Raw genomic sequence first — 14,629 nt, 5'->3', positions numbered from 1 at the left:
GGCCATATGCGTCTAGGTTTCGCCACCCTCGGTTGTCCCGGAGCTCCGCTCGACGATGTCCTGGCGCTTGCCCAGGGCAACAAGTTTACCGGTCTGGAACTGCGGGCCGCGCCGGACGAGTTCACCCACACCGGGCTGACCGCGACGGAGCGGCGTGAGCTGCGGACCCGGATCGAGGACGCCGGCCTGGAGACCTTCGCGGTCAGTAGCTACGTGAAGCTCTGCGCCGTCGAGGACCAGCCCCTCGAAGCCCATCTCGAGCTCGCCGGAGACCTCGGCGCCCGCGGCGTGCGCGTCTTCCCGGGCGACGATCCGGCCGACGACTCGGGCGGCGGCGGTACGTCGGAATCCCCCAGCGCCGGCGAGATCCGCGCGCTCGACCGCGTGACGACCGCACCGCGGGATGTCCCGATCCTGCTGGAGACGCACGACTCGCACTCGACCGCCCGCCAGGTCGCTGCGCTCTGCGCTCTGCTCGACACCAACGTCCCCGGCCACAACGTGAAGGCGATCTGGGACAGCTCCCACACCTGGTCGCACGGCGAGACGCTGGCGGAGTCGTTCGCGCTGTTGCAGCCGTGGGTCGACGTCGTGCAGTTCAAGCAGGCCGATTCGCAGCAGGACTACCGGCCGGTGGCGATCGACGCCGGTGACTTCCCGATCCAGGAGCTGCTGCAGACGCTCGACGGGACCGACTACCCGCTCTCACTGGAGTGGGAGCTGAAGTGGCACCCGCAGCTGCCGTCGCTCGCCGAGACGCTGCCCGCCGTTCACGCCTGGCTGGGCGACGGCGAGGTCAAGTAGCGCGTGATGGTCGGGCCGAGCCAGGCCACCACCTCGTCGACGGACATCGCCACGACCGGCCGCAGTTCGAGGATGTAGCGGCAGAGCGCGAAGCCGAGGGCCTGCGTCGAGATCAGCCCCGCCCGCACGGCCGGCTGGTCCACTGACGCCCGCTGGATCGCCGGCGCCAGCTGCGCGCTGAACACCTGGCGCATCCGCTCGGCCGCAGCCTCGTTGGTGACCGCGTTCCGCAGCAGGACCCTGAGTGTGTCGTCCTCCTCCCACCGCTCGACCAGGTGGCGGACCAGCACCTCACCGGCCTGCTCCAGCGGTACGTCGGTCAGATCCGGCAGCCGTACGTCGAACTCCGCTGCCGCCGCGAACAGCTTCTCCTTGCTGCCGTAGTACCGCATCACCATCGCCGGGTCGATCGCCGCGTCGGCCGCGATCGCCCGGATCGTGGCGCGCTCGTACCCGTCCGCGCCGAACCGCTCCCGCGCCGCGGCCAGGATCGCTGCCCGGGTCCGGTCCGACTTCTTCTCCGCCATACCCGACAGCATATGCCAACACTTGTTGACTTTTGCCAGCCGCCGTCCTACGGTAAAAGTCAACAGGCGTTGATAAACGGTGGAAGGAGCGACGATGACTCCGCAGAATGCAGAGGTCGTAGTGGTGGGTGCGGGTCCGGTCGGGCTCGCGGTGGCGGTCGGTCTCCGGCTGCACGGGCACGACGTGGTGGTGATCGACAAGCAGGCCGAGGGCACGAACACCTCGCGGGCATGCGTGATCCACCCGCGGACGCTGGAGGTGCTGGAGCCGCTCGGCGTGACCAAGCAGCTCGTCGACCGCGGGTTGGAGTTGGAGGACTTCTCGATCCGGGCCGGCGACCGCAGGCTGATCCCGGTCGGCTTCGAGGACCTGCCGACGGCGTACCCGTTCGTCACGATGATCCCGCAGCCCGTCACCGAGCAGGTCCTGCTCGACCGGCTCGAGGAGCTCGGTGGATCGGTCCTCCGCCCGTACGCCGCGACCGGGCTGGTCCAGACCGCGGACGGCGCCGAGGTCACGCTCGACAACGGCGACGTGATCCACGCGCAGTACGTCGTGGCCGCCGACGGCATGAACAGCACGATCCGCGGGCTGGCCGGACTGCGGATGCCTGGCAACACGCTGGAGCTGTCGCTGAGCCTGGTCGACATCCGTGTCGACGGCGGGCTGCCGACCGACGAGGTCGGGCTGTACTTCGCGCCGGCCGGGCTGCTCGTCGTCGCGCCGCTGCCGGACGGAAGCTTCCGGCTCGTGGGTGAGGTACATGACGCGCCCGAGCACCCGGATCTGGCCTTCGCGCAGCGCCTGGTCGACGACCGCGGTCCGCGGAAGGGGCACCCGAAGGTCATCGAGGTGGTCTGGGGTTCGCGATTCCGGATCCACGAGCGCGTGGCCGACGAGTACCGGGCGCGTCGTGTGCTGCTCGCGGGCGACGCGGCGCACACCCACAGCCCGGCCGGTGGTCAGGGCATGAATCTGGGCCTGCGCGACGCGGTCGTTCTGGCGGATGCGCTCTCGGCGGCCCTGGCCGGTGACGAGTCAGGCCTCGACGCCTACGCCACGAACAGCCGTGCGGAGGCGGTCCGGGTCATCGGCCTCGCGCACCGCCTGACCCGGCTGGCCAACGTTCCGCGGGCAGCTCGCCCGGTGCGGAACGCCGTACTCAGTCTGGTCGGCCGGATGGGCAAGACCCAGCACGGTTTGGCCGAGCAACTAGCCGGCTTCCCCGGCCGCTAGCCGGCGGTGGATTCGCGGATCTGCAGGGTGTAGGGGACGGTGAGGTCGCGATGGGCGGCCTCACCGTTTCCTGCGATCCGGTCGAGGAGCAGGGCGACCGCGTTGTCGGCGAGCCACTCCTTGTCCGGCGAGATCGTGGTCAGGGTCGGTGAGTGGTACCGGCCGTCCTCGATGTCGTCGAAGCCGACCACGGCGACATCATCCGGAACGCGCAGCCCGGCGTCGGCCAGCGTTCGCAGTGCGCCGAGGGCCAGGAGGTCGTTGAAGCAGAAGACGGCGTCCGGCGGCTCCGGCAGCGCCAGCAGCTCGCGCATCGACGCGGCGCCGTCCTCCCGGTGGTACCCGGTCCCGGCGAGCTCGAGCGCGGGATCGTGCGGCAGGCCGGCCGCCTTGAGTGCCTTCCGGTACCCCTTGCGCCGTACTGCGCCGGTGCTCGTCCCGCCGACACCGATCGCCGCGATCCGCCGTCTGCCGATCGAGATCAGATGCGTGGTCGCGTCGCACGATGCCTGGACCGAGTCGACCGCGACCCGGTCGAACTGGCCGCCGGCCGGACGCTCGCCGAGCAGGACCAGCGGCTTCCCGGTGTCGGCGACGGTCAGCTTGGCCGGCACGGTGGTGATCGGCGAGAAGATGATGCCGTCGATCAGCTGCCCGCGCATCCCGTCCAGGACCAGCTTCTCGGCCGCGGCCTCGCCCTCGGTCTGGTCGATCAGCACGGTGATCCCGCGGCGCTTCGCGGCCCGGCTGATCTCGGCGCCGAGCTCGGCGAAGTACGGCGAGGCCATCTCCGGAATCGCCAGCGCGATGAAGTCCGAGCGGCCTTTGCGCAGCGAGCGGGCGCTGACGTTCGGCCGGTAGTCCAGGGCGGCGATCGCGGCCTCGACCTTTTCCCGGGTCCGTGCGGTGATGTGCGGGTAGTCGTTGATCACGTTCGACACGGTCTTGACCGAAACGCCGGCCCGCGCGGCCACGTCACTCAGCCTGGTCGCCATCCCGAGTCCTCCAGTCACGCGCCTGTCGCCCGAGTCTGCCATTGCCGAACTCTTTACAGCGATTGTCAATCGTTGTAGACAACCACGTTAAACGTTGTAAACGACTCTGGGGAGGCCCTGTGGCTCGGCTCGTGGTTGACCCGGCGTTTGTGGTCGGGGAGCTTGACCGGCGGCTGTTCGGTTCGTTCGTCGAGCACATGGGGCGGTGCGTCTACACCGGGATCTACGAGCCGGGGCATCCGCGGGCCGACGCGGACGGGTTCCGGGAGGACGTGCTGGAGCTGGTCCGCGAGCTCGGCGTGACCGCGGTCCGCTACCCCGGCGGCAACTTCGTCTCGAACTACGACTGGGAGGACGGCGTCGGCCCGAAGGACCAGCGGCCGCGCCGGCTCGACCTGGCCTGGCGGGCGATCGAGCCGAACCAGTTCGGCACCGACGAGTTCGTCGCCTGGTCGCGCAAGGCCGACGTACAGCCGATCTGGGCAGTCAACCTCGGGACCCGCGGGATCCGCGAGGCCGTCGACCTGCTGCAGTACTGCAACCTCCCGGCCGGGACCGCGCTCAGCGACCGGCGGGTCGCGAACGGCAGCCCGGAGCCGCACGGCATCCGGATCTGGTGCCTGGGCAACGAAATGGACGGGCCGTGGCAGATCGGCCACAAGACCGCCGAGGAGTACGCCCGGCTCGCCGAGGAGACCGCGAACGCGATGCGCCGGGTCGAGCCGGACCTCGAGCTGGTCGCCTGCGGTTCGAGCAACGCCGGCATGCCGACATTCGGCGAGTGGGAACGCGTCGTGCTCGAGCGCACCTACGACCTCGTCGACCACATCAGCCTGCACGCGTACTACGAGCCGCGCGACGGCGACCAGGCCAGCTTCCTGGCGGCCGCCGAGGAGATGGACCGGATGATCTCGTCGGTGATCGCGACCGCCGACCACGTGAAGGCGCTCAAGCGCAGCGACAAGGAGCTGACGCTCTCGTTCGACGAGTGGAACGTCTGGTACCAGCAACACTTCCCGGGCGAGCTCGGCCTCGGCATCCGCGAGGTCGGCCCGCTGATCGAGGACAGCTACACCGTCGACGCGGCGGTCGTGGTCGGCAGCCTGCTGATCACCCTGCTCCGGCATGCCGACCGGGTGAAGATTGCTTGCCTCGCGCAACTGGTCAACGTGATCGCCCCGATCCGAACCGAGCCCGGCGGGCGCGCCTGGCGGCAGACGATCTTCCACCCGTTCGCCCTGACCGCGCGGTACGCCGGTCCGACCGTGCTGCAGACCGCGATCACCGGCGGGCCGGATATCGACACCGCCGCCTTCGGCACGGTCCCGGCGCTGTGGAGCACCGCGACGTACGACGAGAACACCGGGGAGACCGCGATCTTCGTGGTGAACCGGAGCGAGACCGACAAGATCGATCTGGAGATCCCGGTGAGCGGCCTCCGGGTCGTCGAGCACCTTGCCCTGTACGACGAGGACCGGTCCGCGGTGAACACCGCGGACCACCCGGACCGGGTCACACCCCGGACCGTGGATGGCACCGAGATCGTCGACGGTGTCTGCACCGCCACGTTGCCGCCCGCTTCGTGGCATCTGATCCGCCTGAGTTGAACTGAGCTGAAGGGACCGCCCTGTGCCTTCGAAACGACTACTCGCCACAGCACTCGCTGCCGTCGCGGTAGCGGCCGGTACGTCGGCCGCCACCGCGGCGCCGGTCGTGACCACCACCAACCCCGTCACATCCAGCTTCGCCGACTCCTTCGCCGACCCCTCGATCATCCAGGGCCGCGACGGCTACTGGTACGCGTACGCCACCTCCGACCCACTTGTCGGAGGAGGCCCGTTCGGGCTCATGCACATGGCCCGGACCAAGGACTTCAGCTCCTGGGAGTACCTCGGCACGGTCTTCAACGACCAGACAAAGCCGGCCTGGGCTGCGCCCGGTTCGTTCTTCTGGGCGCCGGACATCCGGTACTTCGGCGGCCGCTACGTCATGTACTTCACCGTCACCGACACCGTGGCGAACCCCGGCGGCGATCCGGCCATCGGTGTCGCCACCGCGCCGACGCCCGCTGGACCCTGGACCGCGAGGAACGGCCCGGTTGTGGCGCCGCGGTCCGATGGCAACGGCGGCTACCTCGGCACCATCGACCCGGCCGAGCTCACGGCCGCCGACGGCAAGCGGTACCTGTACTACGGCGGGTTCAACGGCGGCATCTCCGTGACGGAGCTGAGCGCCGACGGCACCCACGCGGTCGGCACCCCGACCCAGGTCACGATCGGCGACCGCTACGAAGGCTCGTACGTCGTCTACCGCGACGGCTGGTACTACTTCATGGGCTCGTCGATGAACTGCTGCGCCGGCCCGACCACCGGGTACTCCGTGTTCGCCGGCCGGTCCCGCTCACCGCGCGGCCCGTTCGTGGACGCCGACGGTGCCAAGCTCACCGACTCCCGCGTCGGCGGTACGACGGTGATCACGCAGAACGGCAACAAGTGGATCGGCCCCGGCCACCACGCGTTCATCACCGACGCGGCCGGCCAGGACCACATCGTGTACCACGCGATCGACCGCGGTACGCCGTGGCTGACCGACCCGTTCGGCATCAACCGCCGCCCGATGCTGATCGACCGGATCGACTGGATCAACGGCTGGCCGCGGACGAACGCCGGCGCCGGCCCGTCCGAAGGCCCGGTCCCCGCACCCACAACCGGCTCCGGTCTGGGCATCGACTCCACCAACCCCGCCGCCGGTCTCGTCGGCGCAACCGCCAACCCGGGCGATGCCGTTGGCGGGCCGACTGCCTCTATCCAAGGCGCAGCCCAAACCCGCGCCTCGGCACCCGGCGGATCCCTCCGCGTCGAGGCCGACGTCAAGCTGGGCGCCGCCTTCACCACGGTCCTCGGCAACCAGGTGGTCGCGTCGGTTGTGAACAACCGGCTGACGCTGGCGGTCGGTCGGCGTACGACGTCGGTGAACCTGCCGGCCGACTTCGATCGCACACAGTGGAACAAGCTGTCGGTGCAGGTGAGCGAGTCCACGGTGACTGCGCGACTGAACGACGCAGGCCTGGGAGATGTTTACGGAGAGGCGCAGCTGAGCGTGCCCGGGTTGAGGCTGGCGGCGGCGCCGGTGCGGTGGATCGGAAACGCCGAGGTCGACAACCTGACGGTCAGGCCCGTCGCCAAGCCGGTGACGAAGCCGGCCGCAGTACCGCGCACGGGCAAGCTGCTCGCAGGTGACGACTTCAACGGCCCGCTCGGTGCGGACTGGAGCTGGGTCCGTCAGGACGACAAGGCAACTGTTGCTGATGGCAACCTGAGCTGGCCGTTGGAGAACGCCGACATGGTCGGTAGCGGGAACAACGCCGGCCTCCTCCTGCACTCGACGCCGGCCGGGAAGAGCTGGATCGCCGAGACCAAGCTGCACCTGGACACCGGTATCGATGACGTTCGCAACTATCAGCAGGCCGGGATGATCGTCTACCTGAACGACGACGACTTCGCGCGCCTCGGCGACGTCGCGATCTGGAAGACCCGGCAGACGGAGTACGGGCGCGAGCTGGTGGCCCGACCCTCCGACGGCGCCACGTCGTACGGCGCTGCCGCGATCGGGCGGACCGCGCCGACGATGTGGATGCGGATCGCGTACCACGAGAACGCCGCCGGCGAACACGTCTACCAGGCCGGCACCTCGGTCGACGGCAAGAACTGGACCTGGGGCGCCTCCTGGGTCCTCCCGTCCGCGGCCCGCATCGGCCTCTACGCCCACGGCGACTTCACCGGCGCAAACCCACCCCCAACCGCAACCTTCGCCTACCTGAACTTCTACGAGAGCAAGTAGACGTCAGCGAGCCCGCCGAGTCGTGGCGAACGGTTCCGGCCCCAACGCCGAGTCGTGAATAGCGGCAGATTTTCTGAACCACCGTCCACGACTCGGCGAGCGGGCGGGGCGGGCCGGGCCGGCGCGAGGCACCAAACCTTATGCGTCGGCCGATAGTTCTAAGGAGCCTTCACAGATGTTCAGCAATCCGGTGTACGACGGGAGTTTCGCTGATCCGCAGGTTATTGCGGTGGGCAACGAGTACTACGCGTTCGCGACCAACGGGCCGCTGGGGAATGTGCAGACGCTGACGTCGACCGACCTGGTGTCGTGGGAGCCGGTCGGGGATGCGCTGCCGTCGTTGCCGGATTGGACTGCGCCCGGGAGGGTGTGGGCGCCCGAGGTCGCCGTCCATGCTGAGGACCGGTACGTCATGTACTACACGACGCGCGATCTCGCGTCGGGTCACCAGTGTGTCGGCGTCGCGGTCGCGTCCACACCCCAAGGTCCATATGTCGACAAATCTCTACGGCCGTTCATCAGTCAGGCCGACGAGGGCGGCTCGATCGACGCGTCGCCGTTCCAGGACTCGAGCGGCCGGCGCTGGCTGTACTGGAAGAACGACGGCAACGCGATCGGTGTCGACACGTGGATCTACGTCTCCGAACTGTCCGACGACGGCCTCGAACTGATCGGTCCCGTGCACCGGCTGATCAAGCAGGACCTGCCCTGGGAGGGCAACCTCGTCGAGGCGCCGTACATGGTCGAGCGAGAGGGTAAGTTCCACCTCTTCTACTCCGGCAACGCGTTCGACAAGTCGACGTACGCCGTCGGTCACGCTGTCTGCGAGTCCCCCACCGGCCCGTGCACCAAGTCCGGCGACCCCATCCTGTCCTCGAGCCCGGACGCCGCCGGGCCCGGCCACAACATGGTCCTCGGCAACTGGTTCGTCTACCACGCCTGGGACCCGACCCAGGTAGGCACCGACCCCAAGGGCCGCACGATGTGGCTGTCCCAACTGACCTGGGACGGAGACACCCCCCTCGTACAACCCCCACTACGCAACAACCCAGCCAAGACCTGACATAACCTTCTTCGCCCCGCCGGCATCTGGTTGTCAAAGAAGCAGATGTGGGGAGGGAACGTTGTGCGGCGAACTATTGTCTCCAGCCTGGCGGGGGCGGTTGCGTTGACCGCGGCGGTGTTCGTGCCATCGGCACACGCCGCCGGGTCAGCGGCGACCGGGGCATGCTCGCTCGCACCGGGGTCTGTGCTCGACAGCGGAGCGCAGGACAACGGCGGGATCACGGTCGGCTATCCGGCGCGCACGGTCGGGTTGCCCGGACCCATCTTCGGCGTGTTCGCGCCGGGTGCGGTCCGATTCAGTACGACGTTCACGAGCGATGCGTCCAACCTGGGCGCAACGAACGAAGGCTGGGTGGTCCAAGGCGACTCGTTGTACTACCGCCTCTACTCGATCGACACGATGAACGAGTTCGTCCCCGGCCTGCCGAACGCGACCCAGCGGATCGGCGGCGGCTGGTCGAAGTTCACCGCGCTGGAGATATCCCAGACCAGGGCCCGTACGACGGCGTACGGGCTGCGGAACGACGGGACGCTGTTCCGCTGGACGGTGGCCGGCGGATGGAAGGCGGCCGGTTCGGCGCCCGGGTTCGCGGCGGTGAAGTCGATGGCGTTGATCAGCAAGACCGCGACATACGACACGTTCCTCGCGAACACCCGCGGCGGCGCGCTCTACACCATCCACATCTCGACCGCGGCGACGATCAAGCCGATCGTGAAGCCGGTCCGCACCAAGACCTGGCAGGGCTTCGAGAAGCTGCTCGCGAGCAAGTGCGGCAACTACGGCACGCTGCTCGTCGGCATCGACAAGGACACCAAGACCGCCCACTGGTACGCCGTTGGCCGCGCCAACGGTACGGCCACGGTGATCAACCACGTCAGCTCGTCCGAGGGCAGCTACAAGGCACCGGTGTACTTCCGCTGGGGCAGCACTCCGGACATCGACCAGCTCAACGGCGAGTAAGGACCTCGGTCAGGGTCGTCAGGGCCCGGTGCAGATCGGACGTCGACGGCGTCGCGTAGCCGATCACCAGCCCTGGCGGTCCTGCGACGCTGCGCCGGTACTCCGACAGCGGCGCGACGACGACACCTGCTTCCCGAGCGGCGGCTGAGATCTGGAGATCGTCGGCGTCGTCGGGCAGCAGCAGCGTGACGTGCAGGCCGGCGTCCTGGCCGATCACCTGACCGTACGGCGACAGCACGGCGACCGTGTGCGTACGACGGTCCGCGTACAGGCGGCGCCCGCGCCGTACGGCCTGGTCGAGGTAGCCGTCCCGGAGCATCGACAGCAGGGCGGCCTGCATCGGCCAGCCGGGCCAGTCGCCGGAGTTGGCGCGGAACGTCGCGAGGCGGTCGACCGTCTCCTCGGACGCCACCAGCCAACCCAGACGGAGTGCGGGGCTGAGCGTCTTCGACAAAGTCCCGAGGTGGACGACGCACTCCAGGTCCAGTTGGGCGAGCGCGGGCAGCGGCGCGACGTCGTACCGGAACTCGCTGTCGTAGTCGTCCTCGATCAGCTGGGCGCCGGTACGACGCGCCCAGCGGATCAGTTCGTTGCGTCGGGCAACGGGTAGCCGGCCGCCGAGCGGGTACTGGTGCGACGGGGTGACGTAGACCGCGGCCGCGTCCGTCAGCGCGCCGACCTGCAGGCCGTCCTCGTCGACCGGGACGTCGACGATCTCGAGCCGGTGATCGCGGGCGGCGACCACCGCGTTGAGATAGCCGGGATCCTCGATCGCGATCCGGTCGCCGGGCTGCCGCGTCACGGTGAGCAGCAGGCGCAGTCCGTGGACGGTGCCGTTGGTGACGAGCACGTTCTCGGGTCCGCACGCGATGCCGCGGACCCGCCCGACGTGGTCCGCGAGCGCGGCACGCAGCGCGGGCAGGCCGGCGGCGTCGTCGTACCCGCGCGGTGGGGACTGCGTGGACACCTCACGCCAGGCGCGACGCCAGCCGGGGTCGGGCGTCGGCGCGATGTACGGGATGCCGGGGCGGAGCGTCAGCAGCTTGGCGTCGGGATTCGCCGGGTGCGGCGTGTGGCGTCGTACGGCGGGTTGCAGCGGGACGACGTCCGTGACGAACGTGCCCGCGCCGGTGCGTCCCTCGATCCAGCCCTCGGCGTGCAGCTGGTCGTACGCCGCTTGCGTGACGGACCGCGAGACGGACAGGTCCCGGGCGAGGTCGCGGGTCGACGGGAGCCGGTGGCCCGCCTGGAGCCGACCGTCCAGCACGGCGGCCCGGAACTGCTCGGCCAGCTGCAGGTGCAGCGGGAGCCCGGCAGTGCGGTCGATGGTCAGCGGGAGCGAGGTCTCCACGAATGGACTACCTGATTCGTACGGGAATGGACCGTGCCAGCATGCCACTCCCGAGCCAGCCTGGTTACATGACCAGCCCGATGCAGCCGACCGCCCGGACACAACTCCGCCGCTCGAAGGAACGTGCGGCTACGGATCGCGCCGCGTTGTACGACGTACTGCTCGACGGCATGTTCTGTCATCTCGGGGTCGTGGTCGACGGCGATCCGCTCGTCCTGCCGACGGCGTACGGCGTGGACCTCGATCGCGGGCCGGACGGGACGCTGTACCTGCACGGCTCGGTCGCCGCGCGCAGCGTGGTCGCGGCGCCGGAGCAGACGATCTGCGTCACCATCACCCACACCGACGGGCTGGTGCTGGCGCGGTCCGCGTTCCACCACTCGGTCAACTACCGGTCCGCGGTCATCTTCGGCGTACCGCGGTTGGTCACCGACCCGGACGAGAAGCTGCACGGTCTCAACCGGATCGTCGACCACCTGGTCCCGGGCCGCTCGACCGCCGTACGGCCGCCGAACCGCAAGGAGCTGGCCAAGACCTCGGTGCTCGCGCTCTCGCTCACCGAAGCGTCGGTGAAGACCCGCAACGGGCCCGCCAACGACGACGAGCAGGACCTCGACCTGCCCTACTGGACAGGCGTGATCCCGCTCCACGTCGTCGCCGGCGAACCGGAGAACAACCCTGACTGCGACCTGTTGGTACCGGCCCACGTCCGCACCCGCGCGAACCTGATGGGCGCACCGTCCTAGGCCACCGTGCCCTTGTTGTAGCTCTTCTGGGCCCAGAAGTAGCCGACGACCGCGATCGCCAGGCACCAGGCCAGGGCCAGCCAGCCGTCGCCGCTGTCCATCGGCGTACCCAGCAGCAGGTGCCGCAGGGTGTCGATGATCGGAGTGAACGGCTGGTACTCGGCGAACCACCGGATGCCGCTCGGCATCGCGTCCAGCGGGATGAAGGTGTTGCTGAGGAACGGCAGCAGCAGGGCGATCGGCAGTACGACGTTGCTCGCGCTCTCCGGCGTCTTGCTGGTCAGCCCCAGCGCGATCGCGAACCAGGTCAGCCCGACGGTCACCGCGATCAGCAACCCGGCCGCCAGCAGCCACTCACCGACCGACGCATTCGGGCGGAAGCCGATCAGGACCGCGAAGCCGACGACCAGGGCCAGGCTCGCGATCGTCAGGATCACGTTGCCGAGCACGTGCCCGGTCAGCACAGCCGGCCGGAAGATCGCCATCGTGCGGAACCTCGCGACGATGCCCTCGGTCATGTCCATGCAGACCGCGACCGCGGGCGACATCGTGCCGGAGGCGATCGACATCAGCAGGATGCCCGGGGTGAGGAAGTTGATGTAGGCGCCGCGTCCGCCCCCGCCGCCGAGACCGTTCGAGAACGTGTCGCCGAAGATCAGGCCGAACAGCAGGATCATGATGACCGGCATCCCGAGGGCGCCGAGGGACAGGCCCGGGTACCGCTGGGCGTGCCGGAGGTTGCGGCGGAGCATGGTGCCGGTGTCCTGCAGTGCGTAACTCATTTCGCGGCAACTTTCTCGGTGGGCTGACCGGTGACGGCGAAGAAGACGTCATCCAGGTCGGGCGTGTGGACAGTGAGTTCGTCGACCTCGAGCGAGGCGTCGTCGATCCGGGCCAGCAGGTCGCGCAGCGCGTGCACGCTGCCGTCGTTCGGCACCTGCAGGACCAGCGCTTCGTGATTCGGTACGGCGGTCGGCAGCACCTGGCCGGCCAGCGCGAACGCGTCCGGGGAGGTGAAGCGCAGCCGGATGTGCCCGCCGGGTGCGAGGCGCTTGAGCTCCTCCGCCGTACCTTGGGCGACTAGGCGTCCGTGGTCGAGTACGGCGATCCGGTCGGCCAGCTGGTCCGCCTCGTCCAGGTACTGCGTGGTGAGCAGGACCGTGACGCCGCCGGCGACCAGTTCGCGGATCATCGTCCACATGCTGTGCCGGCTGCGCGGGTCGAGGCCCGTGGTCGGCTCGTCCAGGAAGATGATCTGCGGGCGGCCGACCAGGGTCATGGCGAGATCGAGCCGGCGCTTCATGCCGCCGGAGTACGTCATCGCCAGCTTCTTGCCGGCCTCGACCAGGTCGAACTGCTCCAGCAGCTCGTCCGCCCGGCGCCGGGCCTCCTGCTTGCCGAGGTGGTACAGGTCGGCCATCAGGATCAGGTTCTCGCGGCCGGTCATCAACCCGTCGACCGCGGAGAACTGCCCGGTGACGCCGATCGCGGCGCGGACCGCCTCCGGGTCGCGGTGCAGGTCGTGCCCCGCGACCCGGATCTCGCCGGCGTCGGCGGTGACGAGCGTGGACAGGATCTGCACCGCGGTGGTCTTGCCGGCCCCGTTCGGGCCGAGCAGGGAAAAGATGGTGCCTTCGGCAACGTTCAGGTCGATACCGTCGAGCACGAGTTTCTCGCCGTACGACTTCCGCAGTCCGACGACGTCGATCGCAGCTGACATGACAGTTCCTCGCAGGTTTTCGGGCAGGGGGTACCCACCCAGGTGGTCAGTGGTTGTTTTCGGGCGTGTCCGACCGCCCCGCGACCTAGCTCAGGTCGCCGGTAGCGTGTGCGCGCCCCGGTCCCGGCGCCGGAGGCGCCGTGCTTTGTTCTTTGCTTTCTGCTTTTAGATGTCGAGGTCTTCGACGGCCGGCTGGTTCGCGGCTTCCTCGACCAACTCGTAGAGGTCTTCGGGGATCAGCTCGCGGAGTTCCTCGACCGAGTCGACGATGTTCAGCGTGGCCTCGCCCTGCGCCATGCTCCAGGACTGGTCGGTGCTCCAGTTGCCGATCCAGGACCGCCAGCCGGACAGGTAGCGCTCGTCGTCGCCGCTGACGGTGATCTGGTTGCGGCGATCGGCGTGCAGGACGAACTTGCCGGTCCGGCTCCGGTAGACCTTGAAGGCCTCGTACCCGGTGCTGCTCGACCGCCCGCCCTCGGCCAGCAGTACGCCGGAGAACCGCTGCTTGCGACCGGCGCCCCGGCCGACCCGCACGGTGATCTCGTCGTACCCCTCGAACCGGCCCTCTTCCATCTCGACGTACTTCCGCAGCGCGATCGAGATCGCCGAAGACAGGTTCCCGGCGAGCTCCTGCGCCTTCTTGTACAGCGGCAGGTCGTCGTCGGACACGTAGATCGTCTTGTTTGGCATCGCTCTCTCCTCCTACGTAGAACTATACGCAGAAGGCTACGCACATGTCTACATATATCTCTACGTAGATGTAGGCGAGTACAGCCAAGGAGCGTCCAGGTCGAAGAACTCCGGCGGCTCGGCGTCCAGCGTGTTCAGCTCGTCAACCGTCGCCTTCAGCTCAGCCGGCGGCTCCAGGCGCTCGGCTTCGCGGGCCTCGATCTCGGAGGTGAAGTAGATCGCCGAGGAGAAGGCGCCGTCGTCGAACAACGAGAGCACGGTGCCGATGAGGTCCGGCCGGAAGCTCGCCCAGGCGCTCAGGTCGTTCGACATCAGAGTCCGGACCCGGTCCGGGTCCGTGGCGCGACCGCGAAGGATCTGGACGAACCCGGCCGTGTCCGGATCACCGATCAGGCCGAGCGACACGTCCTCGGTATCGCGGAAGCCGGCGTCGCCGGTGAGCAGCGACGAGAACTCGTGCCACCACTTGTCCTGCGCCGGCGACTCGCTGTTGCGCCGCGCGGAGTCGGCGGACTCGAAACGAGCCTGGGCGATGAACCTTCCGTCCGCGGTGACACCTGCGGTGGTCCCCAACCACCCGAACGCCTCGGGCGCGAGCTCTTCCATCCACCGCTCCATCGCGGCGTGCGCCTGCCCGGCGTCGATGACCTGCCCCTGAATGACCTGTACGAACATGCTGCGACCCCTCCCCGG

14 protein-coding genes are annotated in these 14,629 nt (G+C 68.9%); 7 read left to right on the top strand and 7 right to left on the bottom strand.

Features of this window, described 5'->3' with window-relative positions:
* Positions 1–6 precede the first annotated feature (6 nt).
* The gene (locus ABT313_RS17935; protein ID WP_350854407.1) at positions 7–804 is read left to right on the top strand and encodes a sugar phosphate isomerase/epimerase family protein; all 798 of its coding nucleotides are present in this window, start codon (positions 7–9) and stop codon (positions 802–804) included.
* Here ABT313_RS17935 and ABT313_RS17930 read toward each other — a convergent pair.
* Positions 771–1,331, bottom strand: a complete 561-nt coding sequence (locus ABT313_RS17930; protein ID WP_350854404.1) for a TetR/AcrR family transcriptional regulator — start codon at positions 1,329–1,331, stop codon at positions 771–773. The two genes, ABT313_RS17935 and ABT313_RS17930, sit on opposite strands and share 34 nt — an antisense overlap.
* A gap of 94 nt (positions 1,332–1,425) precedes the next feature.
* Here ABT313_RS17930 and ABT313_RS17925 point away from each other — a divergent pair, with 94 nt between their 5' ends.
* Entirely contained in the window at positions 1,426–2,568 is a 1,143-nt protein-coding gene (locus ABT313_RS17925; RefSeq protein ID WP_350854401.1) for an FAD-dependent oxidoreductase, read from the top strand.
* On the opposite strand, the gene ABT313_RS17920 is transcribed toward ABT313_RS17925, so the two are convergent.
* The gene (locus tag ABT313_RS17920; RefSeq protein WP_350854398.1) at positions 2,565–3,563 is read right to left on the bottom strand and encodes a LacI family DNA-binding transcriptional regulator; all 999 of its coding nucleotides are present in this window, start codon (positions 3,561–3,563) and stop codon (positions 2,565–2,567) included. The two genes, ABT313_RS17925 and ABT313_RS17920, sit on opposite strands and share 4 nt — an antisense overlap.
* Positions 3,564–3,682: 119 nt before the next feature.
* Between ABT313_RS17920 and arfA the strand changes: the two genes are divergently transcribed.
* The 4 genes from arfA (at position 3,683) to ABT313_RS17900 (ending at position 9,429) form a co-directional block, all read left to right on the top strand.
* Positions 3,683–5,170 (top strand): arabinosylfuranosidase ArfA, encoded by a 1,488-nt coding sequence (arfA, locus tag ABT313_RS17915; RefSeq protein WP_350854395.1) that lies wholly within the window; start codon positions 3,683–3,685, stop codon positions 5,168–5,170.
* Between the two features lie 22 nt (positions 5,171–5,192).
* Complete coding sequence (locus tag ABT313_RS17910) at positions 5,193–7,403, top strand: family 43 glycosylhydrolase (RefSeq protein WP_350854392.1); 2,211 nt, start codon at positions 5,193–5,195, stop codon at positions 7,401–7,403.
* A gap of 175 nt (positions 7,404–7,578) precedes the next feature.
* Positions 7,579–8,466: a glycoside hydrolase family 43 protein gene (locus ABT313_RS17905; RefSeq protein ID WP_350854389.1), complete on the top strand. Its 888-nt coding sequence runs from the start codon at positions 7,579–7,581 to the stop codon at positions 8,464–8,466.
* A 63-nt stretch (positions 8,467–8,529) separates the two neighbouring features.
* Positions 8,530–9,429, top strand: coding sequence for a hypothetical protein (locus tag ABT313_RS17900; RefSeq protein ID WP_350854386.1), 900 nt, complete (start codon positions 8,530–8,532; stop codon positions 9,427–9,429).
* Here ABT313_RS17900 and pdxR read toward each other — a convergent pair.
* Complete coding sequence (gene pdxR, locus ABT313_RS17895; protein ID WP_350854383.1) at positions 9,416–10,780, bottom strand: MocR-like pyridoxine biosynthesis transcription factor PdxR; 1,365 nt, start codon at positions 10,778–10,780, stop codon at positions 9,416–9,418. The genes ABT313_RS17900 and pdxR overlap by 14 nt on opposite strands.
* Before the next feature lie 68 nt (positions 10,781–10,848).
* Between pdxR and ABT313_RS17890 the strand changes: the two genes are divergently transcribed.
* Complete coding sequence (locus tag ABT313_RS17890; RefSeq protein ID WP_350854380.1) at positions 10,849–11,526, top strand: pyridoxamine 5'-phosphate oxidase family protein; 678 nt, start codon at positions 10,849–10,851, stop codon at positions 11,524–11,526.
* On the opposite strand, the gene ABT313_RS17885 is transcribed toward ABT313_RS17890, so the two are convergent.
* The 4 genes from ABT313_RS17885 to ABT313_RS17870 form a co-directional block, all read right to left on the bottom strand.
* Positions 11,523–12,308, bottom strand: coding sequence for an ABC transporter permease (locus ABT313_RS17885; protein WP_350854378.1), 786 nt, complete (start codon positions 12,306–12,308; stop codon positions 11,523–11,525). The genes ABT313_RS17890 and ABT313_RS17885 overlap by 4 nt on opposite strands.
* A complete protein-coding gene (locus ABT313_RS17880) occupies positions 12,305–13,246 on the bottom strand; it encodes an ATP-binding cassette domain-containing protein (protein WP_350854375.1) in 942 nt (313 codons plus the stop codon). Before ABT313_RS17880 ends, ABT313_RS17885 begins: the two co-directional genes overlap by 4 nt.
* A 165-nt stretch (positions 13,247–13,411) precedes the next feature.
* Positions 13,412–13,936 (bottom strand): EXLDI protein, encoded by a 525-nt coding sequence (locus tag ABT313_RS17875; RefSeq protein WP_350854372.1) that lies wholly within the window; start codon positions 13,934–13,936, stop codon positions 13,412–13,414.
* A 60-nt stretch (positions 13,937–13,996) separates the two neighbouring features.
* Positions 13,997–14,611 carry a hypothetical protein gene (locus ABT313_RS17870; RefSeq protein ID WP_350854369.1) on the bottom strand — a complete coding sequence of 205 codons (615 nt, stop codon included), beginning with the start codon at positions 14,609–14,611 and terminating at the stop codon, positions 13,997–13,999.
* Between the last annotated feature and the right edge of the window lie 18 nt (positions 14,612–14,629).

The organism is Kribbella sp. NPDC000426 (assembly GCF_040300265.1).
GTDB lineage: Bacteria > Actinomycetota > Actinomycetes > Propionibacteriales > Kribbellaceae > Kribbella.
Note: the sequence above shows the minus strand (reverse complement) of the source record. Positions and strands in the feature narration are given on the sequence as shown.

What these genes read in the sequence shown, in the direction of transcription:
- ABT313_RS17935 (WP_350854407.1), top strand. Translation starts at nt 7, where the DNA reads ATGCGTCTAGGTTTCGCCACCCTCGGTTGTCCCGGAGCTCCGCTCGAC.
- ABT313_RS17930 (WP_350854404.1), bottom strand. Translation starts at nt 1,331, where the DNA reads ATGGCGGAGAAGAAGTCGGACCGGACCCGGGCAGCGATCCTGGCCGCG.
- ABT313_RS17925 (WP_350854401.1), top strand. Translation starts at nt 1,426, where the DNA reads ATGACTCCGCAGAATGCAGAGGTCGTAGTGGTGGGTGCGGGTCCGGTC.
- ABT313_RS17920 (WP_350854398.1), bottom strand. Translation starts at nt 3,563, where the DNA reads ATGGCGACCAGGCTGAGTGACGTGGCCGCGCGGGCCGGCGTTTCGGTC.
- ABT313_RS17905 (WP_350854389.1), top strand. Translation starts at nt 7,579, where the DNA reads ATGTTCAGCAATCCGGTGTACGACGGGAGTTTCGCTGATCCGCAGGTT.
- ABT313_RS17890 (WP_350854380.1), top strand. Translation starts at nt 10,849, where the DNA reads ATGACCAGCCCGATGCAGCCGACCGCCCGGACACAACTCCGCCGCTCG.
- ABT313_RS17885 (WP_350854378.1), bottom strand. Translation starts at nt 12,308, where the DNA reads ATGAGTTACGCACTGCAGGACACCGGCACCATGCTCCGCCGCAACCTC.
- ABT313_RS17880 (WP_350854375.1), bottom strand. Translation starts at nt 13,246, where the DNA reads ATGTCAGCTGCGATCGACGTCGTCGGACTGCGGAAGTCGTACGGCGAG.
- ABT313_RS17875 (WP_350854372.1), bottom strand. Translation starts at nt 13,936, where the DNA reads ATGCCAAACAAGACGATCTACGTGTCCGACGACGACCTGCCGCTGTAC.
- ABT313_RS17870 (WP_350854369.1), bottom strand. Translation starts at nt 14,611, where the DNA reads ATGTTCGTACAGGTCATTCAGGGGCAGGTCATCGACGCCGGGCAGGCG.